This is a genomic window from Phreatobacter sp. (assembly GCF_016793595.1).
Taxonomy (GTDB): domain Bacteria; phylum Pseudomonadota; class Alphaproteobacteria; order Rhizobiales; family Phreatobacteraceae; genus Phreatobacter.
In genome coordinates this window covers 1159425-1179885 of sequence record NZ_JAEULY010000004.1, presented here as the reverse complement: position 1 = coordinate 1179885, position 20461 = coordinate 1159425, and the positions used below count along the sequence as shown (strand labels likewise).

The following is a 20461-nucleotide window of genomic DNA, read 5'->3' as shown; positions in this document are numbered from 1 at the left end:
TCGCCGCGACGGCGGCGAGGCAGCGTCGTGCAAGAGCCATGACTGTCGGTCGCAGAGGCATGGAGAAGGCTCCGTAAATAGGCACCGCCCGCGCGAGGAGGAGCGACACGGGCGGTGCCAGGGTCAGCAGCTGGGAAGCGTCAGCTGCCGCACTTATTGAGCTTGGTGTTCCAGTTGCCGCACTTCTTCCCGACCCAATCCGCCTCGAGGTCCTTGGAGCCGTCGAGGAAATCGGACCAGGCGTCGCCGGGAACGAGGCCCTTGGTCTGCCACACCACGTCGAACTGACCGTCGGCGCGGATCTCGCCGATCATCACCGGCTTGGTGATATGATGGTTCGGCAGCATCTTCGACGTTCCGCCGGTCAGGTTCGGGACCTCGACGCCGACGATGGCATCGATGACCTTGTCGGGCTCGACGCTCTTGGCCTTCTCGACCGCCTTCACCCACATCTCGAAGCCGATCACGTGGGCTTCCATCGGGTCGTTGGTGACGCGCTTCGGGTTCTTCGTGAAGGCCTTCCAGGAGGCGATGAACTTGTCGTTGACCGGGCTCTTGACCGACTGGAAGTAGTTCCAGGCGGCGAGATGGCCGACGAGGTTCTTGGTGTCGACGCCGGCGAGCTCTTCCTCGCCGACCGAGAACGCGACGACCGGAATGTCCGTCGCCTTGATGCCGGCGTTCGCGAGCTCCTTATAGAAGGGCACGTTGGCGTCGCCGTTGATCGTCGAGACCACCGCCGTCTTCTTGCCAGCAGAAGCGAATTTCTTCACGTCGGCGACGATCGTCTGCCAGTCGGAATGACCGAACGGCGTGTAGTTGATCATGATGTCTTCTTTCTTCACGCCCTTGGCGAGAAGATAGGCCTCGAGGATCTTGTTCGTCGTGCGCGGATAGACGTAGTCGGTGCCCTCCAGCACGAAGCGCTTCACGCCCTCGGCGAGCAGGTAGTCGACCGCCGGAATGGCCTGCTGGTTCGGCGCCGCGCCGGTATAGAAGATGTTCGGCGAGGACTCCTCGCCCTCGTACTGCACGGGATAGAACAGGATCGAGTTCAGTTCCTCGAAGACCGGCAGCACGGACTTGCGCGACACCGAGGTCCAGCAGCCGAACGTCGCCGCCACCCGGTTCTGCGTGATCAACTCGCGCGCCTTTTCGGCGAACAGCGGCCAGTTCGACGCGGGGTCGACGACCACCGCCTCCAGTTTCTTGCCGAGCAGGCCGCCGCGCTTGTTCTGCTCGTCGATGAGCATCAGCATGACGTCCTTCAGCGTCGTTTCCGAGATGGCCATCGTGCCGGACAGCGAATGCAGGATGCCGACCTTGATCGTCTCCTGCGCCTTTGCCGGCACGGCGAAGCTGCCCAGCGCCATCGCGGCGCCGGCAGCGAGGCCGAGCACTTTGGATTTAAGGTTCAACATGGAGTGTTCCCGTTCTGGTGTTAGCCGTCAGCGCTCGGAAGGCAGAACCACCGCCGGACAGCGCCTATGGCTGTGGCAACCGCCGTGCCAGCGTCATCGCGTCGCAGCAATCGCTTGACTCCGTTCCGGAATTCCCCCGCGCTGACCCTGCGGCAGGCACGCCGCTGCGCCCTGGATGGGCACGAAGCAGGCGCGCGATGAAAAAATGGGCAAATCATACTGCCCAAGTATGCATCACCGCCTGATCTCGATTCACCGGCCACGGCGACGCCTGCCGCTCGCGCGGCTCTTGGCGGTGAATTCAGGCTTCGTTAACCCTGTCGGCGTCATCTCGGCGGAGGGCGACGGGGAGAAGGCGATGGCCGTCAGCGAGATGTCAGCCGAAAGCCCGCCGCCCCGCCGGGGCTGGCGCGAGGCTGCGGCTGTCTATCTGCGCCGCGATGTGCTGATCGTCCTGTTCCTCGGCTTTTCCGCCGGACTGCCGCTGGCGCTGTCGGGCTCGACCCTGCTGGTCTGGATGGCGGAAAGCTCCGTCGACCTGAAGACCATCGGCTTCTTCGCCCTCGTCGGCACGCCCTATACGATCAAGTTTCTCTGGGCGCCGGTCGTCGATGCGCTCGATATCCCGATCCTCTGCCGCCTGTTCGGCCGCCGCCGGGGCTGGCTGATCTTCAGCCAGATCATGCTGATGGCGGCGATCGTCTTCCTCGGGCTCCAGAACCCCGACGTCTCGCCCTTCATGATCGCGCTCGGCGCTGTGCTGGTGGCCATCGCCTCCGCCACGCAGGACATCGTCATCGACACCTACCGTGTCGAGAAGCTCGACACGTCCGAGCAAGCCGCCGGCGTCGGCGCCTATGTCGCCGCCTACCGTGTCGGCATGCTCGTCTCGACGGCGGGCGCGCTGTTCATCGTCTCGTTCTTCGAGAAGGTGCAGGGCTTCGACAAGGCGACCGCCTGGACGCTGGGCTATGTGGTGATGGCCGGTTTCGTGCTGGTCGGGATCGCGACGACACTCCTTGCGCGCGAGCCGGCGCGTTCGGCCGAGGCTGTTGCCGCCCACTCCGCCGACAACCCCATGGTTCGCGTGCTGAAGGCAGCCGTCGGCTCCTTCTCCGAGTTCCTGACCCGCGACATGGCGGTTGCCGTTCTCGCTTTCGTCATTCTGTTCAAGCTGTGCGACGCCTTCGTCGGCGCCATGACCGGGCCCTTCGTCATTCGCGGCATGGGCTACAGCCGCGAGGAATATGCCGCCATCGTGAAGGGGCTCGGCCTCGCCGCGACACTGGCCGGAGGCTTTGCCGGCGGCTTCGTCGCGCGCGGGCTGGACCTCAGGACCAGCCTCTGGCTTGCCGCTTTCCTCCAGATGGGCTCGAACCTCGTCTTCGCGCTGCAGGCCGTGATGCCCGCCAGCTACCCGATGCTGGCGGCGGTCATCGTCACCGAGAATTTCACCGGCGCCATCGGCACGGTGATCTTCGTCGCCTACCTGTCCTCGCTCTGCCAGTCGCCGCTGCACACGGCGACGCAATATGCCCTGCTCTCGGCCCTCTCGGCCGTCGGCCGCACCTATATCTCGGCCCCCGCCGGTCTCGTCGCCGAGCAGGCCGGCTGGTTCTGGTTCTTCGTCCTCTCCTGCCTCACCGCCATTCCGAGCCTTTTCCTGCTCTGGTGGCTGCAGGCGCGTGGCCATTTCGACGCGCTCGCGCGGCCGACCGGCAAGCTCGCCGCCGACGACTGACACGCCGCCGACGACTGACACGCCGCTGGCGTGTCGGCCGTCGCTGCGATAGAGCCAGCGTCGCATGCAGCGCTCCACCACATCCCGCTCCTCCGGCGATCTCCTGGCCGACAGGCGCTACGACTACGCCATGTTCGCCCGGGCCGAGGGCGATCTGCCTGCCGCCGCCGACCTGCTGGCGCAGACGCTTGAGATCGTGCCGCGCTGGGCGCCGGCATGGTTCGCGCTCGGCGAAGTCGAGGCCGCGCAGGGACGGCGGGACGAAGCCATCGCCGCCTTTCGCGAGGCGCTGGCGCAAGATCCTTCCGACGCGCTCGGCGCGGCGCTGGCTCTGGCCCGCCTCGGGGTAGCCGACATTGCCGCCGCCATGGCGCCAGCCTATGTCGCTGCGCTGTTCGACCAGTATGCGCCGCGTTTCGACAGCGCGCTGCGCGCGGGCCTGGCCTATCGCGGGCCGGAGATTCTTCATGATGCCGTCGCGCGCTCCTGCGCGATGCGCGGCCGCGACGGCACCTTCACCCGCATGCTCGATCTCGGTTGCGGCACAGGCCTTGCGGCCGAGGTCTTCGCTCCGCGCGTCGAGGTCATGGACGGCGTCGATCTCTCCCCGCGAATGATCGACATTGCCCGACAGAAGGGCATCTACCGCGACCTCGCGGTCGGCGATCTCGCTGGCTTCCTCGGCCAGCAGCATGCCGCCAGTGCGGATCTGGTCGCTGCCGCCGATGTCTTCGTCTATCTCGCCGATCTCGCCCCGATCGCCCGCGATAGTGCGCGGGTGCTCGTGCCGGGCGGCCTCCTCGCCTTCACGGTCGAGACCCATCCGGGTGAGGGCGTCGTGCTGGGCGCGGGATTGCGTTACGCCCATGCCGAGGCGTTGGTGCGGGCCGTCGTCACCGGCGCCGGGCTCGACATCCTGCTGCTGGAAGCGGTGTCGACGCGCAACGAGGCGGATCGCCCGGTGCCCGGTCTCGTCGTCGTGGCCGGCAGGGCCTGAGGGTTACTGCTGTCCGGCGCGGCCGAGCGCGGCGGACACCGGCGCCAGATATTCCCAGCGGCGGGCGCCGTCGAAGGCGCCGAGCACCTTCATGCCGTCGCGCGCGACCGAGTTCACGTCCTTGTGGAAGGCGGTCAGCGGTTTGTCGAGCACAGCCGGGCGCGCGCCGTCGAAGTGGGGATGCCCCACCGCGTAGACCGCCAGAACGATGAACGTGCCGCGAAACATGCCCACTGCGCCGCAATGGCGCCCCCGAATTCCGGGTCTTCGCCCGGTGACGCCAAGCATATGGCACAGGAGGCTTGAATCCCCTTTTGCCAAACTCGCCGCAATTTTATCGAAAGTTCGATTCAACGTTCGCGGTTGACGATAAGGGCTGTGGCGGGCGACAGGCAGGCGATGAACTACCGTCACGCCTACCATGCCGGAAACCCGGCCGATGTGATCAAGCACGCGGTGCTGGCCTTCGTGCTCGGCCACCTGACGCAGAAGGACACGCCGCTTCGCGTCGTCGATACCCATGCGGGCATCGGCCGCTATGATCTCACCTCGGATGCCGCCGAACGCACCGGCGAATGGGTCGAGGGCATCGGCCGCCTGTGGGGCCGCGACCTGCCGGAGCCGCTGGCGGCCTTCCTGGATCCCTATCTCGACTGCGTCGCGCGGCTCAATCCGGACGGCCGCCTGCGCCACTATCCCGGCAGCCCCGAGGTCGCGCGGCTGATGACCCGCCCGGTCGACGGTCTCACCTTCTGCGAACTGCATCCCGAGGATGCCGAGGCGCTCGCCGGTCTCTATCGCCGCGAGGCCCGGGCCAAGGTCATCGAACTCGACGGCTGGCTGGCGCCCAGGGCCTTCCTGCCGCCGAAGGAGAAGCGCGGCGTGGTGCTGATCGATCCGCCCTTCGAGCAGGCCGGCGACTATGACCGGCTGGTGGATGCGCTGGCCAGCGGTTACCGGCGCTTCGCCACCGGCGTCTATCTGCTCTGGTATCCGGTCAAGGATGCCGTGCAGGTGAAGCGGTTCCACCGGATGATCGCCGATCTCGCGATCCCGAAATGCCTCGTCATCGAGGCGACGTGGCGGCCCGTCGATGGAAAGCGCCTTGCGGGCGCCGGCCTCGTGACGATCAATGCGCCATACACGCTCGCGCCTGTCTGCCGCGCGGCGGGAAAGTCATTGTGGGACGTCCTCGGCGTCCCCGCGGGCCGGTTTCTTGTGTCCGGCGACGCTTAGAACCTGAAAGCATTTTCGAGCGAAGTGGGAACCGGTTCGCGTGAGGAAAATGCGTCCAGCATGAACCCTGCTGACCCTACGGGTCCGTGCGCAGGTTCATCTGCTTCGCCGTGTCGACCACGAACAGCGCGCAGGCCGCGCCGACGCCAAGTCCGATGAGGACGATGGCGAGATCCACGATACCGATGTCGATCATGTCATACCCCTGAAGGCTCGGGTGACGGTCGTCATCCGCGGCACCGGCCGTCGGGGATCCGATGGGCGGCTAACGACTGGGGTATGGTTCCGCTGCTTGTGCGTTGCAGCAATACTGCTTTCGTTACGCTGCAATGCAACAATGGAATGCTGACTTAACGGAACTCCTGCCGCTGCCTGCCGTCGCCCCCGGCGGCCAATGCCCGGAGCGCCACCGTGAAATTTGGATGAAGCAGGTTAACGGACAGTTCACCCTTCAGCCGCTCGTTCCTGACCCTCTTACACTCGCCGTAGAAGCTGCGGCCCATCTCGGACAGCCCGCTTGCCTCGAACGGGATGTCCGGCGGCACCGGCAGGCCGAGCAGTTCGGCGGCATAGGCCACCACGTCCTGCGCCGGCGAGGGCTCGTCGTCGGTGACGTTCACGATGCCGTCGTAGCGCTTCTCGAAGCTCGCCAGCACCGCTTGAGCGATGTCGTCGACATGGATGCGGTTGAACACCTGCCCCGGCTTGATGATGCGGCGTGCCGTGCCGCGCGCGACATTGACGAGCGCGTTGCTGCCCGGTCCGTAGATGCCGGAAAGGCGCAGGAGAGCGACGGGAGCGCCATTGGCCCTGCCGAAGGCCGCCCAGGCCTGCTCCGCCTCCAGCCGCTCGACGCTGCGCGCGCTGACCGGCCGGCATTCCGTCGTCTCGTCCACCCAGCCGCCCTGATGGTCGCCATAAACACCGACGGTTGAGAGATAGACGACGGATTTCGGCGGGTGGGTCGCCAGTGCCTCGGCGCAGGTCTTCAGCACGGGGTCACCTGCCTCGTCCGGCGGCGCGGAGAGCAGCACGTTGTCGGCCTCAGCAATCGCTGTGGAAAGCTCCGCCGACAGCGCCGTGCCGTCGAAGGCCAGCACCGTGACAGCATGGCCTTCGACACCAGCTGCGGTCATCGCAGCGGCGCGCTCCGGCGAGCGTACGGTCGCGACGATCCGCTCATAGCGACCGCCACCCATGCGGATGACGGCCCTGGAGGAATAGCCGAGGCCGAAAATCAGGAGGGTGGTCATGCGGTCCATTCCGTCAGGACATCGGGATCGGTTTCGGATGTCGGCGGCCCGCCGGCCATGCGCGCCGGGTCCAGCTCCCGCAGCGCCCAGACCGCTGCGCCGCGCACCTGCGGCGAGCCATCGTCGAGCAAGGCAGCGGCGACGTCCGCAAGCTTGGCGTCGCCGCTATTGCCGATGGCGACCAGCACGTTGCGCAGGAACCGGTCGCGCCCGATCCGCTTCACCGGGCTTTTCGTGAACAGCGCCCGGAAGCCGGCGTCGTCCAGCCGCGCGAGGTCGGCCAGCGCGGGGCGCTTCAGATGCGCCCGCGCCGCGAGCTTCATCTCGCGGCCCTGGCTGGCGAACTTGTTCCACGGGCAGGCGGCAAGGCAGTCGTCGCAGCCATAGATGCGGTTGCCCATGGCCTTGCGGAACTCGCGGGGGATCGGTCCCTTGTGCTCGATGGTCAGGTAGCTGATGCAGCGCCCGGCATCGAGCTTGTAGGGTGCCGGGAAGGCGGCCGTCGGGCAGATGTCGAGGCAGGCGCGGCAGGAGCCGCAATGGTCCCGTTCGGGCCCGTCCGGCGCGATCTCCAGCGTCGTCATGATCGAACCGAGGAACAGCCACGAGCCGAATGCGCGCGAGACGAGATTGGTATGCTTGCCCTGCCAGCCGAGCCCTGCGGCGGCGGCCAGCGGCTTCTCCATCAGCGGCGCGGTGTCGACGAAGACCTTGAGCTCGCAACCCGTCTCCTCGACCAGCCAGCGGGCGATGGCTTTCAGCCGCGTCTTGATCACCTCATGGTAATCGTCGCCGCGGGCATAGACCGAAATCAGGCCGTCGGAGCGATCCTTCAGGCCGTCGAGCGGGTTCTCGTCCGGCCCGTAATTCATGCCGAGCATGACCACCGACCGGCCGCCCGGCCACATGGCATTGGGATGTGAGCGGCGCTCGGCCGTCTCCTCCATCCACGTCATCGAGCCGTGCCGCCCGGCGGACAGCGCCTCGGCGAGGCGCGGCGCGGCAAGCGGGATGGCGTCGGGAAGTGTGAAGCCGACAGAGTCGAAGCCCTGCGCCCGCGCCGCTTGCGCAATTGCCTCGCGCAGCGCGGCCGGGTCGCTCAGAAGTCGAGATCGGCGTAGGTCCCGCTCGGCTGCATGCCGACCACCCGGTCTGCCAGCAGGGCGCGGAACGACGGACGGGACTTCACCCGCGCATACCATTCCCTCGCTGCCGCGTCGTCGTTCCACGGGACCTCGCCCAGATAGTCCACCACCGACAGATGGGCCGCGGCGGCAAGGTCCGCGTAGCTCATCTGCGGTCCGGCAAGCCAGTCGTTTCGCGCCGCCAGCCAGCCGAGATAAGCTAGGTGATAGCGGATATTGTTGCGCGCCGCGCGCAGGATCGACGTGTTCGGCGCGCCGCCGCCGGCTTCCGGCGGCATGAAGCGCTTGTCGATCTTCTCCTCCACGAAGGGGCCGGAGACCTCGTCGAAGAACTTGCCGTGGAACCAGCGCATCAGCCGGCGCACCTCGACGCGCTGCGTCAGCGCCTCGGGCATCAGCCGCCGGTCGGGCGGCGTCTGGTCGGTATCGTCGAGCCAGAAGGCGACGCCCTCGGCGCCGGCGATGGCGAGGCTTTCGGCCGCCTCGAGAACCGGGGTCGTTCCCTCGGGATTGAGCCGCAGGAAATCGTCGCGCCGCTCCCACGGCTTTGCCTCGGCAAGATCCGGCTCCACGCCGCGCTCGGCGAGCACCAGCCGGACGAAGCGGGAGTGGGGACAGAAGAAGCGATGATGCAGCAGCATTCAGACAAACCCGATGGGTCGCAATCGATGGACCCGATGTGGTTTTTCGATGACGCGCGATGGCGGAGGGGCGTGCATAGCCCCATGAAGCCTGCGAGACAACCGCGCGATTTCTCGGCACCTATTCAGGAAGCGTCATGCTTAACCAATCGTGAAGGCGGATTGCGCTATGACGTGCCGACATAGCGCGGCCCCCTCGTCGCCGCCGACAGGTGATCCATGGATATCGCCAATCTGGGCAAGGCGCTCTTCCTCGGGCTCGTCGAGGGCGGCACGGAGTTCATTCCGGTCTCGTCGACCGGCCATCTGATCCTGATCGGCCATTTCCTCGGCTTCCAGTCGACCGGCAAGACCTTCGAGGTGCTGATCCAGCTTGGCGCGATCCTCGCCATCATGCTGGTCTATTTCACCCGCCTGCTCGGCGTGGTGCTCTGCCTGCCGACCGATGCCTGGGCCCGGCGCTTCGTCGTTTCCGTCCTCGTCGCCTTCCTCCCCGCCGCGATCCTCGGCGCGTTGCTGCACAGCCGCATCAAGGCGCTGTTCGAGCGGCCGGACCTCGTCTGCGTCGCCCTGATCCTCGGCGGCATCGTGCTCCTGGTGGTCGACCGGCTGAAGATCGAGGAGAAGGAGGACAATGCCTTCCGCTTCTCGCCATGGCTCGCCCTGAAGATCGGCATCTGCCAGTGCGCGGCGCTGTTTCCCGGCGTCTCGCGGTCGGGCGCGACCATTGTCGGCGCGCTATTGATGGGCGCCAGCAAGCGCTCGGCGGCCGAGTTCTCGTTCTTTCTCGCCATGCCGACCATGGCGGGGGCCTTCGCCTACGATCTCTACAAGAACTACAGGCTGCTCGACTTCTCGGACGTCACGACGATCGGCGTCGGCTTCGTCGCGGCCTTCATTTCCGGCCTGTTCGTCGTGCGCTTCCTGCTCGACTATGTCGGTCGGCACGGTTTCGCGCTCTTCGCGGTGTGGCGGATCGTCGTCGGCGTCGCGGGGCTGACCGGACTTTACGCGCTGGGGTGAACCCGCTCAGCGCACCTGCTCGGCGAACTGGCCCTGCTTGCGAAACCGCCAGAGCCAGGTCGGCGCGACCGCTTCCAGCGACTGCGGATGGATGCCCAGCGCCTCCAGCGTCCGGCCTTCGGATGTCGCGGCCTCGCTGACGACGTTGTCCGACTTCAGGAGCTCCACCTGATCCTCGGTGAGCAGCGGGTTCGGCAGCAGCTGCAGGAACTTCGCCTGGAACCGCGCAAGCCCGAAGGACAGGGGCAGAAGCAGGCGCTTGCGGCCGGTCGTCTCCAGCACGAAGTCGAGCACCTCGCGGAAGCTCTTCACCGCGGGGCCGCCGAGCTCGAGCACCGTGCCCGGCTTCACCTTGCCGTCGACGGCGGCCATCACGGCCTGCGCCACGTCGCCGACGAAGACCGGCTGGAATCGCGTCTCGCCGCCGCCGACCAGTGGCAGGACGGGCAGGGCCTGGGCCATGCCGGCGAAGCGGTTCAGGAACGTATCCTCCGGCCCGAAGATCACCGAGGGACGCAGGATCACCGCGCCCGGAACCTCGCGCAGCACCGCTGCCTCGCCTTCGGCTTTCGTGCGGGCATAGGCCGACGTGCTTGTCGCATTCGCGCCGATGGCGGAGATGTGGATCAGCTTCGCGCCGGCATCCGCCGCCGCGCGGGCCACCGCCTCGGCGCCGCTCGCCTGCACGCTGTCGAACTTCTGGCGGCCGGTCTCATGGAGAATGCCGACGCAGTTGATGACGATTTCCGCGCCCTCGACGGCCGCGCGCACCGAATCCGGAAAGCGCAGGTTCGCCTGGACGAAATTGATCTGCCCGACCGCGCCAAGCGGCTGGAGGTGCCCTGCAAGGTCCGGCCTGCGCACGGCGACGCGGATGCGGAAGCCCCGGCGCGCCAGCGCCCGCACGATGTGGCGGCCGACGAATCCCGAGCCGCCGAAAACGGTGACGAGCCGGTCGAAGGTCTGCATCGCGGGGCCTTTCAAGCGGAGAAGCGAGAGTTGGCCGTGATTAGTCCATTTCCAGGGTGAGGTGAAGGGGCGCTCGCGCTGTTCAGCCCCACCAGCTCATCACGCCGGCTGTCGCGGCCCAGACGAGCGCATAGCGGCCGGTGCGGGCGATGCCGGTCAGGATCGCGGTCGGCAGGGCCGGATAGCGCGCCATGCCGGCGAAAAGCGTGATCGGGTCGCCGATCACCGGCAGCCAGCAGAACAGCAGCGACCCCCAGCCCCAGCGCGCGAACAGGCGTTCGATGCGCGCCGTCATATCCGGGGGGAGGCGGAAGCGCTTCATCCAGGCATGGCCGCGCTCGCTGTCGGCGCCCCGGGCGATCTGCGTGCCGATCCACCAGCTGGTCATGCCGCCCGCGGTATTGGCGACGGATGCGACAAGGAACAGCAGCCACGGATGGCCGTAGCCGCCCGCAAGCAGCGCCACGAACACCGCTTCCGAGCCGCCAGGCAGCAGCGTCGCCGCTGAGAAGGCCGCGACCGCCATGGTGCCGTGGGCGGCGAGATGGGGGATGAGTTCGTGGAACATGCGTGCGCCGGTTAACCGCTCCGCTCATGCCATGGCGACAGGCCCTTGCACAGGGCAGGCGGCGGCCGCTTAATACGGCCCCGAAACGAGTTTGTCCCGGCGAGTTGCGTTGATGGCCGTCGTGCTGCGTCCCGCCCAGGCGATCAAGCTGGTGCACGACTTCTCGCTCGCGCTGGTGCGCGATGGCGAGCCGGACCTGTCGTCCCGGCAGATCGCCATCCTGCTGACCATCTATCTGGAGCCGCCGCCGCACCATGTTCGCGACCTCGCGCGCAAGCTGGGCGTCACCAAGCCGGTCATCACCCGCGCCCTCGATTCCATGGGCAAGCTCGACCTCGTCTCGCGCCGCCGCGACGAGCGCGACCGCCGCGACGTGGTAATCCAGCGCACCGTCAAGGGCGCGCTCGCCGTCGAGCGCATCGGCGACCTGCTCGCCGAGCAGGCCCAGATGCTACCGCCGTGAGACATTAACCGGCGGCGTGCTAGAAGCCGGGCATGACCGCCTTCGACCGCCGCATCACTCCTGCCCGCCCCGATCTCGCCGCCGCCCATCTCAAGGGACAGGTCGAAGCGGAGCGCTTCGTCGAGGGCCGCCCCGCACGCGTCGAGCTGCCGATCCTGCCCATGGCGCCCACGCGGCAGGTCAACGCCGCCCGCGACACAGAGCTTCTGCTCGGCGAGGAGGTGCAGGTCTATGACGTTCAGGGCGGCTATGCCTACATCCAGTCCGAGCGCGACGGCTATGTCGGCTATGTCGTGGAGCCGGCGCTGCGCCCGCGCCGCGCGCCCGCGACGCATCGCGTCTGGACGCGGCATACTCACGTCTATCCGGGGCCGAGCATCAAGCTGCCGCCCAATTTCATCGCCCCGATGAACGCCCGGCTGACCATCGAGCGCACGTCCAACGAGTTCTCCGTGACGGATACCGGCGCTCACGTCATCACGGCCCATCTCGTGCCGGTGGATAACCGCGCGGCCGATTTCGTCGCGGTGGCCGAGCTTTTCGTCGGCACGCCCTATCTCTGGGCCGGGCGAACCAGCCTCGGCATCGACTGCTCCGGCCTCGTCCAGACGGCGCTGGAGGCTGCGGGCGTCGCTGCGCCGCGCGATTCCGACATGCAGGAAAAGGCGCTGGGCCAGCCGGTCGACCTCGCGCCGGATCTGTCCGGCCTCAAGCGCGGCGACCTCGTGTTCTGGAAGGGCCATGTCGGCATTATGACCAGCCCGACCGAGCTGCTGCATGCCAACGGCCATCACATGATGGTGGTCAGGGAACCTGTCGCCGAAGCCGTGGCGCGCATCCGCGAGAAGTCGTTCGGCGCGGTGACCTCGGTGAAACGGATGAGCGTGGCGGCCGAATAGGGAACTGCCAGACGAGCGTCACCACCTCTCCCCGCCGGGGAGAGGTGGGGCGTGTCGCGGGCTCATCCCAATCTTTGACACCGCAGCCACCTGTTCGTCATGGTCGGGCCAAGCCCGACCATCCACGACTTGAATATCGCTCGCCAAGGACATTTGTGGATGCCCGGCATAAGGCCGGGCATGACGGCGGGAGGCTCTATTTTTTCCGCCTACCCGCACACCGGCTTGTCGCACTGGCGGATCGACCTGATCACGCCCTCCAGCACCGGCCGGCCGGGCCAGCCGATGATCGCCGTGCCCGACGCCAGCCATGACGGAGTCGCCGCAAGATTGGTGGCATTGGCGAGGCGGGTCGCCTGCACCAGCACCTGCCCGGTCTCCGGCTTGTCCGCGACATCCTCGATCTGGTTGTCGTCGAGGCCGATGGCCTTCGCCGTTTCCAGCGCCCGCAGCCCGTCGAACACGCCACGCGCGGCCATGGACGCCTCGTGGAAGGCGAGCACCTTGTCGGCGCCGCCGACCAGCTTCACCGCATATTCCACCCGCGCCGCCTGCACCGAGGGCAGTCCGAGGCTCGGTGCGTTGATGAAGGTGACGGCAAGATCGGGATCGGCCGCCACCATGGCCTTCACGTCCTGAGCCGCGCGGCGGCAATAGCCGCAGTTCGAATCGTAGATCTCGATCAGCGTCACATCGGCATCGGGCGAGCCGATGGTGAAGGCATTGTCGAGTTCGGAAAACTCGGTTTCCAGCTCGATCGGCACGCGATGGTTCTGCACCTCGCGCCCGTCCGCGCCGCGGATCGGGAACCACGACCCTTGCGCCCGCGCCAGCGAGGGCGCGGCGAGGATGAGCGGGGCCGCGAGCAGCGGGCGGCGGGTGATGGGCATCGGCGTCACCGGGTAATTCAGGGGGCGCACCATGGCCAAGGCGGCCTGGCCAGGAAAGTCACGCCTGCGTGACGCCCTCAATAGCCGTGCTTGGGATCGACCACGTTGGTCAGCGCGTTGCCAGCCATGTGCGCCCTGATCTGGCCGGCCACATAGGCCGCGATGGCCGGCGGCGAGGAGATCGCCGAATTGTGCGGCGTCGCCGTCACCTTCGGGTGCAGCCAGAGCGGGCTCGCCTCCGGCAGCGGCTCCGTCTCGAACACGTCGAGCACGGCCGCGCCCAGCGTGCCGGCGTCGAGCGCCGCGAGAATGTCGGTCTCGACCTGCAATCCGCCCCGGCCGACATTGATCAGCACCGGGCCGCCGATCGCCTCGGCCTTCGGCATCCTGGCGAACAGCTTGGCGTCGAGGATGCCGGTCGTGTCGGGCGTCAGCGGCATCATCGCCACGAGAATGTCGGAGGAGGCGACCACAGCGTTCAGCCCCTCGTCGCCGTGATGCATGGCGACGCCTTCCACGTCCTTCGGCCGGCGGCTCCAGCCCGCGACGCGGAAGCCCATGGTGCGGAGCTTCATCGCGGCGTCCTGACCCAGCACGCCCATGCCGAGCAGGCCGACCTGCACGTCGCTCGCCTGCGGCTGGTCGCGCAGGTCGATCCACTTCCTCTCGCGCTGGAAGCCGTCATAGGTGCGCACGCGCCGCAACGCCATCAGGCAGTGCATCACGACATATTCGGACATGCGGGTGGTGAGGTCGGGATCGACCACGCGCACCACGGGCACGCCCTCGGGCAGGCGCGTGTCCTTGAACAGATGATCGACGCCCGCGCCAAGCGAGAAGATCGCCTCAAGGTCCGGCAGGCCGGCAAAGGTGCCCTCCGGCTGCTTCCACGCCGCGGCGTAGTGGATCGCGCGGCGGTCGAAGGGCTCGGTATGCAGCACGATGTCCCAGTCCGGCAGAACGGCCTTGAAGCGGGCGCGCCAGGGTTCCGGGTCCCAGGCGCCGATGCCGAGCAGGAGCGTATTCACGAGGCGGTTCTTCCGGTCACGGTGTCGAGGTCGAAGGCGGCGGCGAACAGGGCCTTCGTGTAGTCGTTCTCCGGGGCCTTGAAAACCCGCTCCGCCGCACCGCTCTCCACCACCTTGCCGTTACGCATGACGATGATGTCGTCGGCGAGCGCCGAAACCACTTTCAGGTCGTGGGAGATGAACAGGTAGGTGAGGCCCCGCTGCGCCTGAAGCTCGCGCAGCAGGTCGACGATCTGCGCCTGCACGATGCGGTCGAGCGCCGAGGTCGGCTCGTCCAGCAGCACGAAGCTCGGTTCCAGCACCATGGCGCGCGCAATGGCGATGCGCTGGCGCTGGCCGCCGGAGAATTCGTGCGGGTAGCGATGGCGCGTCGCGGGGTCGAGGCCGACCTCCTGCAACGCCTTGACGACGCGCGCGTCGCGCTCGTCCTCGCCGAGCTTGGGGTGGTGGATCGCCAGCCCCTCGGCGACGATCTCGGCCACCGACATGCGCGGCGACAGCGAGCCGTAGGGGTCCTGGAACACCACCTGCATGAACCGCCGGTTCGGCCGCATCGCCTTGAAGCCGAGGCCCTGGATCGGCCGGCCCATGAACACGATCGGGCCCTGCGAGGAAATGAGCCTGAGCAGGGCGAGGCCGAGCGTCGTCTTGCCCGAACCGGACTCTCCGACGATGCCGAGCGTATGGCCCTCGCGCACGGAGACGGAGATGCCGTCCACCGCCTTGACGTGCCCGACCGTGCGGCGCAGCAGGCCGCGCTTCACCGGAAACCAGACTTTCAGGTCGTCGGCCTGCATCACGGTCTTCGCATCGTCCCGCAGGGCGCGCGCCATGGGCTTCGGCTCGGCGGCCATCAGCTCGATCGTGTAGGGATGCTGCGGCCGCTCGAAAATGTCGCCGACCGGCCCCTGCTCGACGATCTTGCCGTGGCGCATGACGCAGACCCGGTCCGCCAGCTTCCTGACAATGCCGAGATCGTGGGTGATGAACAGGATCGCCATGCCGCTCTCGCGCTGGAGATCCTTGAGCAGCGCGAGGATCTGCGCCTGCACCGTCACGTCCAGCGCCGTCGTCGGCTCGTCGGCGATGAGCAGGTCCGGCTCATTCGCCAGCGCCATGGCGATCATGACGCGCTGGCGCTGGCCGCCGGAAAGCTGGTGCGGATAGCTGTCGAGCCTTTGCTCGGGGTCGGGGATACCGACCTTGCCAAGCAGCTCCACCGCCCGCGCCCGCGCGGCCTGTTCGCTCAGGCCCCGGTGCAGGACCAGCGTCTCCGCGACCTGCTTGCCGACCGTATGAAGCGGGTTGAGCGAGGTCATCGGCTCCTGGAAGACGATGGTGATGTCGTTGCCGCGCACGGCCCGCATCGCGGCGCCGTCAGCCGTGATCAGGTCGGTGCCCTTGAACAGGATGCGGCCCGAAGGGTGCGAGGCGGCCGGATAGGGCAGCAGCTTCATCACCGACAGGGCCGAGACCGACTTGCCCGACCCGGATTCGCCGACCAGCGCGACCGTCTCGCCGCGTCTGACATCGAAGGAGATGCGGTCGACCGCGAGACTGTCCCTGCCGCCCTGCCTGAAGGCGACGGAGAGGTCCTGAACGGAGAGGAGAGGGGCTTCGGTCATCGCACCGGCATCATGGCAATGTCGTCACGGCAGCGCCGCAAGGAAGCGGTCGATCTCGCTCGGGCGGTCCGGGTTGAGACAGTTGAGCCCCTTGATGCCCTGCAGCCGGGTATCGGCGCTGACGAACCAGTCGCAACCGTGCCCCCCGGCGGTCGCGATGTGGATCGCATCCGGAGATTTCAGCGCCGGGAAGCGCGCCCGGAGCGACGCAGCCTCGCGGAGAACTGGCCTGTCGATGTCCCTGCACAGAAGCGGTGCGGTCTCGCCGGTGAAGAGTCGTTCGTAAACGGCCACCAGATCGCCGTCGCCGTTGCGGATCGGCACGACGAGCACCTCGCTCCAGCTCAGCCAGCTGGTCAGGGCTTCGAGGCGCCCGGATTCGATGATGTCCCAGAGCCGCTCGTGCCGATCGTTCTGGCCGCGCGAACTCTCCACCAGCCGAATGAAGAAATTGGCGTCGAGATAGAGCCTCGGCGCCATTCAGATCGGACCGCCGTCGCGAATGCGGCGCACCCGCTCCACGGCCTCCTCGCCGCTTTCGAGACGCCGGAAGGGCAGCCCCTCGGTCATCCGCCGCAGCCGTTGCGAGGCCGTGGGATGACCGGACGCTTCCTGCACGATCTCCACGGGCCGCGCGGGGTCGAGTCCTTCCCGCAGATTTTCGGGAAGGTCGGCAACAGAGACGATCTTGCGCACGACCTCGTTCATGGGCCGATCGTACCACAGCCTCGTGCACAAATCCCCGCATTACGCGAACGTCTTGCGTGGATCGAACGCGTCGCGCACGGCCTCGCCCACGAAAATCAGCAGCGACAGCATCAGCGCCACCGTGCAGAAGCCGGTCAGAGCCAGCCACGGCGCCTGCAGGTTCGACTTGCCCTGTTGCAGCAGTTCGCCGAGCGACGGCGAGCCGACCGGCAGGCCGAAGCCGAGGAAATCCAGCGCCGTCAGCGTCATCACCGAGCCGGACAGCACGAAGGGCATGAAGGTGATGGTCGCGACCATGGCGTTCGGTAGCAGGTGCCGCGTCATGATGGTCGGCGCCGCGACGCCGAGCGCGCGGGCCGCGTTGACATATTCGAAGTTGCGGGCGCGCAGGAATTCCGCCCGCACGACATGAACCAGCGACACCCACGAGAACAAGAGCAGGATGCCGAGCAGCACGAAGAACGAGGGGATCAGCACCGACGAAATGATGAGCAGCAGATAGAGCGAGGGGATCGCCGTCCAGATCTCGATGAAGCGCTGGAACAGGAGATCGGTCCAGCCGCCGAAATAGCCCTGCACCGCGCCTGCGGCGACGCCGATGACCGAGGATACCAGCGTCAGCGCCAGGCCGAAAAGAACCGAGATGCGGAAGCCGTAGACGATGCGCGCCACCACGTCGCGGCCCTGATCGTCGGTGCCGAGCCAGTTCCAGTTGCCGAGCGCGCAATAGCTCGCCCCCTGCGGCCGCTGTCCCCTGGGCATCGCCTCGGCCGCCGCGCAGTCCGGCAGTTTGTCGCGTTGCATCCATGTCGGCGCGGAAGGGAAGGGCGTTAGCGGGTCCTTCACCGTCGCCGACGAATTGTAGCGGATCGGCGGCCAGAGAACGGTCGCCTTCCGCTCGTCGAAATGGTCGAGCAGGAAGGCGTCCTTGTAGTCGGCGGGCGTCTCGAACTCGCCGCCCAGCTGCTTCTCCGAATAGTTGAACAGCACGGGGTAGAAATTCTGCCCGTCGAGCCGGACGAACAGCGGCCGGTCGTTGACCAGCACCTCCGCGAACAGCGTCACGACGAACAGGACGAGGAAGATCCAAAGGCTCCAGGCACCGCGCCGGTTGGCCTTGAAATTGGCCCAGCGGCGCTGGTTGAGCGGCGAGAGGCGAGGGCGCCTTGCGGCGGGCGCGTCGGCAAGGCGGGCGGTGGTCGCATCCATCGCTCAGACCTCCCGTGCCTCGAAGTCGATGCGCGGATCGACCCAGGTGTACATGAGGTCCGAGATGAGGTTCACGACCAGCCCGACGAGGGAGAAGATGAACAGCGTCGCGAACACCACGGGATAGTCGCGGTTCAGGACGCTCTCGAAGCCGAGCAGCCCCAGCCCGTCCAGCGAGAAGATCGTCTCGATCAGCAGCGATCCCGTGAAGAAGGCATGGACGAAGGCGCCGGGAAAGCCGGCGATGACGATCAGCATGGCATTGCGGAAGACGTGGCCGTAGAGCACGCCGCGCTCGTCGAGGCCCTTGGCCCGCGCGGTCATGACATATTGCTTGCGGACTTCCTCGAGGAACGAGTTCTTGGTCAGGAGCGTCATGGTGGCGAAAGCGCCGAGCGCCATGGCGGTCAGCGGCAGCGTCAGGTGCCAGGCGTAATCGACGGCCTTTTGCCACAGGTTCATCTGCGCCCAGTTGTCCGACCACAGGCCGCGCAGTGGGAACCAGTCGAGGAAGGAGCCGCCGGCAAAGACGACGATCAGCAGGATCGCGAACAGGAATCCCGGCACCGCATAGCCGATGATGATGATCCCCGAGGTCCAGACGTCGAAGCGCGAGCCGTCGCGCATGGCCTTGGCGATGCCGAGCGGGATCGAGATCACATAGGTCAGCAGCGTCAGCCAGAGGCCCAGCGAGATCGAGACCGGCAGCTTCTCCTTGATCAGTTGGATCACCGAAACGTCGCGGAAATAGCTCTTGCCGAAATCGAACCGCGCATAGTTCCAGATCATCATGAGGAAGCGCTCATGCGCTGGCTTGTCGAAGCCGAACTGTTTTTCGAGCTGGGCGATGAACTGCGGATCCAGCCCCTGCGCGCCGCGATAGCCGGTGGCGCCGACCTCGCCCGCCGCCGCGGCGGTCGCCGCCGAATCGGCCCCGCCGCCCGAGACGCGCTGCGTCGCCGAGACGTCGTTGCCGGTGAGCTGGGCGATGACGCGCTCGACGGGCCCGCCCGGCGCGAACTGCACCACCAGGAACGAGATCAGCATGATGCCGAGAATGGTCGGCACCATCAGCAGGATGCGCCGGATGATATAGCTGAGCATGGTGGCCCACGTTCGGGTGCCGCGACTCCCGCGTCAATAGGCGGGCGCGCCGGCGGAATGACGGCGGGGTAGTCCCCGCCGCCGTCCGCTCAGTTGTGCCGCTGCTCGCAGAAGCGGATGCGGTTGCCGAACGGGTCGTTGACCGTCACCTCCAGCCCCCAGTCGGCCTTCTCGAGGCCCGGTCGGTTGCTGCGGTAGTTCTTGGCCAGGAGCTCGGCGTGAAAGGCCTCGATTCCCTCCATCCGGCAGAAGCAGTTCGCGCCGGGGCTGGCGTCGCCGTGATGCTCGGACAGGTGGATCAGCAGGTCGCCGCGCGAAAGCTGCATGTAGAGCGGCGCGCCGGGGTGGAAGCGGTGCTCCCAGTCCACCGCGAAGCCGAGGAAGCCGAGATAGAACTCGCGCGCCTTGGCCTCGTCGAAGAAGCGGATGATCGGAATGGCCGGCTTGAACTTGAGGCCGGATGTCCTTGCCGCCTCGGTCTCGGCCTCCTCGGCGGCGATGACAGCCGCATAGGTGTTCCAGTCGGCAAACCCGAACATGTGGGCGGTGAGTTCAAGGGCCTGGCTATGGCTGATGTCGAGGGACTGGGCCGCCAGTTCCTCACGCAGGGTCTTGGCCATGGTCTTGGCATTGTGAAACGAGCGCATGGGCGCCGATCCTTCGTCGGTTCAGGCGAACTTCTCGATCAGGGCCCGCATTGCTGACGCTGTCGCCTGTCCATGATCGGGATCGGTGATGAGCGCTTGTGTGTCGATACGTTCACCGGACCTTCCGGAGAAGGCGCGGGCGGCAGGCCGTATCAGCCGGGCGCGACACTATGGCTGGCCGCCGAGGCGTTCAAGCCCCGTGGGCACTACCCGTCTCAGCCCACCGCGATCGTGCCGATGGCCATGGTCACCGCCGCCTGCGTCGGGTCGATCACCGGAATGCCGAGCGCCTCCTCCAGTGGCTTCCGGTGGCGCGCCATGCCGGCGCAGCCCATGACGATGGCGCCGGCGCCGTCCAGTTCCTTGAGCTGGCGGCCGACCTCGATCATCCGTCCCAGTGTTCCCTCGCCGGAGGCGCTCTCGGCCACCGACATTTCCAGCGCGCGTTCGCCGGCGAGGCGGTCCATCAGCCCCATCTGGCGGAGATAGCGGATATGGCGCGGGATCGACCGCGACTTGATCGCGATGACGCCGAAGCGCTCGGCGCGCGCCAGCGCCGTCAGCACGCCGGATTCGGCGATGCCGAACACCGGCCGCGACGTGCCCTCGCGCGCCACATGCAGGCCGGGATCGGAATAGCAGGCGATGACGAAGGCGTCGGCCTCGTTGTTCGCCTCGACCCTGCGGCGCAGCGGGATCGCCACGCTTTCGACGTGCTCCTGCGTCTCGATGCCGAACGGCCCCTCGGCCAGCGTCTCGCAGACGATCTCCGGCCCCTCCGCATAGGTCAGCGGCTTCACGGCCTGGCGGAGGCCCTCGGTGACGGCCTCGTTGGAGTTCGGGTTGATGACGAGGATACGAGGTCTGCGCGACATGGAATTCCGCCCGAAGCTG

The 20461-nt window shown here is 67.2% G+C and carries 22 protein-coding genes; 6 read left to right on the top strand and 16 right to left on the bottom strand.

The features are described from left to right. Nucleotides 1-140 precede the first annotated feature (140 nt). Nucleotides 141-1373, bottom strand: a complete 1233-nt coding sequence (gene urtA, locus JNK84_RS09850; protein ID WP_293423560.1) for an urea ABC transporter substrate-binding protein — start codon at nt 1371-1373, stop codon at nt 141-143. Between the two features lie 406 nt (nt 1374-1779). Here urtA and JNK84_RS09845 point away from each other — a divergent pair, with 406 nt between their 5' ends. Together JNK84_RS09845 and JNK84_RS09840 are read left to right on the top strand one after the other, a co-directional pair. Further along, on the top strand, nt 1780-3162 hold the full coding sequence (locus JNK84_RS09845; protein WP_293423460.1) for an AmpG family muropeptide MFS transporter: 1383 nt from the start codon (nt 1780-1782) through the stop codon (nt 3160-3162). Between the two features lie 64 nt (nt 3163-3226). Beyond that, nucleotides 3227-4159 (top strand): class I SAM-dependent DNA methyltransferase, encoded by a 933-nt coding sequence (locus tag JNK84_RS09840; protein ID WP_293423458.1) that lies wholly within the window; start codon nt 3227-3229, stop codon nt 4157-4159. 3 nt (nt 4160-4162) lie between these two features. Here the strand turns inward: JNK84_RS09840 and JNK84_RS09835 are convergent, their stop codons facing one another. Then, entirely contained in the window at nt 4163-4387 is a 225-nt protein-coding gene (locus tag JNK84_RS09835) for a hypothetical protein (RefSeq protein WP_293423456.1), read from the bottom strand. Nucleotides 4388-4537: 150 nt separating this feature from the next. Between JNK84_RS09835 and JNK84_RS09830 the strand changes: the two genes are divergently transcribed. Then, nucleotides 4538-5395 carry a 23S rRNA (adenine(2030)-N(6))-methyltransferase RlmJ gene (locus JNK84_RS09830; RefSeq protein WP_293423454.1) on the top strand — a complete coding sequence of 286 codons (858 nt, stop codon included), beginning with the start codon at nt 4538-4540 and terminating at the stop codon, nt 5393-5395. Nucleotides 5396-5745: 350 nt separating this feature from the next. Here the strand turns inward: JNK84_RS09830 and JNK84_RS09825 are convergent, their stop codons facing one another. From JNK84_RS09825 to JNK84_RS09815, 3 genes are read right to left on the bottom strand one after another with little or no spacing between them, the layout of a single operon-like run. Then, nucleotides 5746-6648, bottom strand: a complete 903-nt coding sequence (locus tag JNK84_RS09825; protein ID WP_293423452.1) for an SDR family oxidoreductase — start codon at nt 6646-6648, stop codon at nt 5746-5748. After that, complete coding sequence (gene queG, locus JNK84_RS09820) at nt 6645-7850, bottom strand: tRNA epoxyqueuosine(34) reductase QueG (RefSeq protein ID WP_293423450.1); 1206 nt, start codon at nt 7848-7850, stop codon at nt 6645-6647. Before queG ends, JNK84_RS09825 begins: the two co-directional genes overlap by 4 nt. Then, the gene (locus JNK84_RS09815; RefSeq protein WP_293423448.1) at nt 7748-8434 is read right to left on the bottom strand and encodes a glutathione S-transferase family protein; all 687 of its coding nucleotides are present in this window, start codon (nt 8432-8434) and stop codon (nt 7748-7750) included. The genes queG and JNK84_RS09815 overlap by 103 nt, the downstream gene beginning before the upstream one ends. 219 nt (nt 8435-8653) lie before the next feature. On the opposite strand from JNK84_RS09815, the gene JNK84_RS09810 reads away from it, so the two are divergent. Next, nucleotides 8654-9457, top strand: a complete 804-nt coding sequence (locus tag JNK84_RS09810; protein ID WP_293423446.1) for an undecaprenyl-diphosphate phosphatase — start codon at nt 8654-8656, stop codon at nt 9455-9457. 6 nt (nt 9458-9463) lie between these two features. Here the strand turns inward: JNK84_RS09810 and JNK84_RS09805 are convergent, their stop codons facing one another. Together JNK84_RS09805 and JNK84_RS09800 are read right to left on the bottom strand one after the other, a co-directional pair. Then, complete coding sequence (locus tag JNK84_RS09805) at nt 9464-10426, bottom strand: complex I NDUFA9 subunit family protein (protein WP_293423444.1); 963 nt, start codon at nt 10424-10426, stop codon at nt 9464-9466. An 82-nt stretch (nt 10427-10508) separates the two neighbouring features. Then, nucleotides 10509-10994, bottom strand: a complete 486-nt coding sequence (locus JNK84_RS09800; RefSeq protein ID WP_293423442.1) for a YqaA family protein — start codon at nt 10992-10994, stop codon at nt 10509-10511. Nucleotides 10995-11106: 112 nt separating this feature from the next. Between JNK84_RS09800 and JNK84_RS09795 the strand changes: the two genes are divergently transcribed. Both JNK84_RS09795 and JNK84_RS09790 read left to right on the top strand, forming a co-directional pair. Further along, nucleotides 11107-11457, top strand: coding sequence for a MarR family winged helix-turn-helix transcriptional regulator (locus JNK84_RS09795; RefSeq protein WP_293423440.1), 351 nt, complete (start codon nt 11107-11109; stop codon nt 11455-11457). 32 nt (nt 11458-11489) lie between these two features. Further along, the gene (locus JNK84_RS09790) at nt 11490-12356 is read left to right on the top strand and encodes a C40 family peptidase (protein WP_293423438.1); all 867 of its coding nucleotides are present in this window, start codon (nt 11490-11492) and stop codon (nt 12354-12356) included. Nucleotides 12357-12565: 209 nt separating this feature from the next. On the opposite strand, the gene JNK84_RS09785 is transcribed toward JNK84_RS09790, so the two are convergent. The 9 genes from JNK84_RS09785 to JNK84_RS09745 all read right to left on the bottom strand — a co-directional run bounded on the left by JNK84_RS09785 (nt 12566) and on the right by JNK84_RS09745 (nt 20442). Beyond that, nucleotides 12566-13279, bottom strand: coding sequence for a DsbA family protein (locus tag JNK84_RS09785; RefSeq protein ID WP_293423436.1), 714 nt, complete (start codon nt 13277-13279; stop codon nt 12566-12568). A gap of 44 nt (nt 13280-13323) precedes the next feature. Next, nucleotides 13324-14274: a 2-hydroxyacid dehydrogenase gene (locus JNK84_RS09780; RefSeq protein ID WP_293423434.1), complete on the bottom strand. Its 951-nt coding sequence runs from the start codon at nt 14272-14274 to the stop codon at nt 13324-13326. Further along, a complete protein-coding gene (locus tag JNK84_RS09775; RefSeq protein ID WP_293423432.1) occupies nt 14271-15899 on the bottom strand; it encodes an ABC transporter ATP-binding protein in 1629 nt (542 codons plus the stop codon). Before JNK84_RS09775 ends, JNK84_RS09780 begins: the two co-directional genes overlap by 4 nt. Nucleotides 15900-15923: 24 nt before the next feature. Then, nucleotides 15924-16379: a type II toxin-antitoxin system VapC family toxin gene (locus JNK84_RS09770; protein WP_293423430.1), complete on the bottom strand. Its 456-nt coding sequence runs from the start codon at nt 16377-16379 to the stop codon at nt 15924-15926. Next, a complete protein-coding gene (locus tag JNK84_RS09765) occupies nt 16380-16607 on the bottom strand; it encodes a hypothetical protein (protein ID WP_293423428.1) in 228 nt (75 codons plus the stop codon). A 39-nt stretch (nt 16608-16646) separates the two neighbouring features. Further along, nucleotides 16647-17816: an ABC transporter permease gene (locus JNK84_RS09760; RefSeq protein WP_293423426.1), complete on the bottom strand. Its 1170-nt coding sequence runs from the start codon at nt 17814-17816 to the stop codon at nt 16647-16649. A gap of 3 nt (nt 17817-17819) precedes the next feature. Next, a complete protein-coding gene (locus JNK84_RS09755) occupies nt 17820-18920 on the bottom strand; it encodes a microcin C ABC transporter permease YejB (RefSeq protein WP_293423424.1) in 1101 nt (366 codons plus the stop codon). 89 nt (nt 18921-19009) lie between these two features. Then, on the bottom strand, nt 19010-19567 hold the full coding sequence (locus JNK84_RS09750; protein WP_293423422.1) for a glyoxalase superfamily protein: 558 nt from the start codon (nt 19565-19567) through the stop codon (nt 19010-19012). A gap of 215 nt (nt 19568-19782) precedes the next feature. Continuing rightward, the gene (locus JNK84_RS09745; RefSeq protein ID WP_293423420.1) at nt 19783-20442 is read right to left on the bottom strand and encodes an aspartate/glutamate racemase family protein; all 660 of its coding nucleotides are present in this window, start codon (nt 20440-20442) and stop codon (nt 19783-19785) included. Nucleotides 20443-20461: the final 19 nt, after the last annotated feature.

Bases quoted from the DNA above. Each gene is read 5' to 3' on its own strand.
- urtA (WP_293423560.1), bottom strand. From the start codon at position 1,373: ATGGCGCTGGGCAGCTTCGCCGTGCCGGCAAAGGCGCAGGAGACGATC.
- JNK84_RS09845 (WP_293423460.1), top strand. From the start codon at position 1,780: ATGGCCGTCAGCGAGATGTCAGCCGAAAGCCCGCCGCCCCGCCGGGGC.
- JNK84_RS09840 (WP_293423458.1), top strand. From the start codon at position 3,227: ATGCAGCGCTCCACCACATCCCGCTCCTCCGGCGATCTCCTGGCCGAC.
- JNK84_RS09835 (WP_293423456.1), bottom strand. From the start codon at position 4,387: ATGTTTCGCGGCACGTTCATCGTTCTGGCGGTCTACGCGGTGGGGCAT.
- JNK84_RS09825 (WP_293423452.1), bottom strand. From the start codon at position 6,648: ATGACCACCCTCCTGATTTTCGGCCTCGGCTATTCCTCCAGGGCCGTC.
- queG (WP_293423450.1), bottom strand. From the start codon at position 7,850: ATGGTATGCGCGGGTGAAGTCCCGTCCGTCGTTCCGCGCCCTGCTGGC.
- JNK84_RS09815 (WP_293423448.1), bottom strand. From the start codon at position 8,434: ATGCTGCTGCATCATCGCTTCTTCTGTCCCCACTCCCGCTTCGTCCGG.
- JNK84_RS09810 (WP_293423446.1), top strand. From the start codon at position 8,654: ATGGATATCGCCAATCTGGGCAAGGCGCTCTTCCTCGGGCTCGTCGAG.
- JNK84_RS09805 (WP_293423444.1), bottom strand. From the start codon at position 10,426: ATGCAGACCTTCGACCGGCTCGTCACCGTTTTCGGCGGCTCGGGATTC.
- JNK84_RS09800 (WP_293423442.1), bottom strand. From the start codon at position 10,994: ATGTTCCACGAACTCATCCCCCATCTCGCCGCCCACGGCACCATGGCG.
- JNK84_RS09795 (WP_293423440.1), top strand. From the start codon at position 11,107: ATGGCCGTCGTGCTGCGTCCCGCCCAGGCGATCAAGCTGGTGCACGAC.
- JNK84_RS09790 (WP_293423438.1), top strand. From the start codon at position 11,490: ATGACCGCCTTCGACCGCCGCATCACTCCTGCCCGCCCCGATCTCGCC.
- JNK84_RS09785 (WP_293423436.1), bottom strand. From the start codon at position 13,279: ATGGTGCGCCCCCTGAATTACCCGGTGACGCCGATGCCCATCACCCGC.
- JNK84_RS09775 (WP_293423432.1), bottom strand. From the start codon at position 15,899: ATGACCGAAGCCCCTCTCCTCTCCGTTCAGGACCTCTCCGTCGCCTTC.
- JNK84_RS09770 (WP_293423430.1), bottom strand. From the start codon at position 16,379: ATGGCGCCGAGGCTCTATCTCGACGCCAATTTCTTCATTCGGCTGGTG.
- JNK84_RS09765 (WP_293423428.1), bottom strand. From the start codon at position 16,607: ATGAACGAGGTCGTGCGCAAGATCGTCTCTGTTGCCGACCTTCCCGAA.
- JNK84_RS09760 (WP_293423426.1), bottom strand. From the start codon at position 17,816: ATGGATGCGACCACCGCCCGCCTTGCCGACGCGCCCGCCGCAAGGCGC.
- JNK84_RS09755 (WP_293423424.1), bottom strand. From the start codon at position 18,920: ATGCTCAGCTATATCATCCGGCGCATCCTGCTGATGGTGCCGACCATT.
- JNK84_RS09750 (WP_293423422.1), bottom strand. From the start codon at position 19,567: ATGCGCTCGTTTCACAATGCCAAGACCATGGCCAAGACCCTGCGTGAG.
- JNK84_RS09745 (WP_293423420.1), bottom strand. From the start codon at position 20,442: ATGTCGCGCAGACCTCGTATCCTCGTCATCAACCCGAACTCCAACGAG.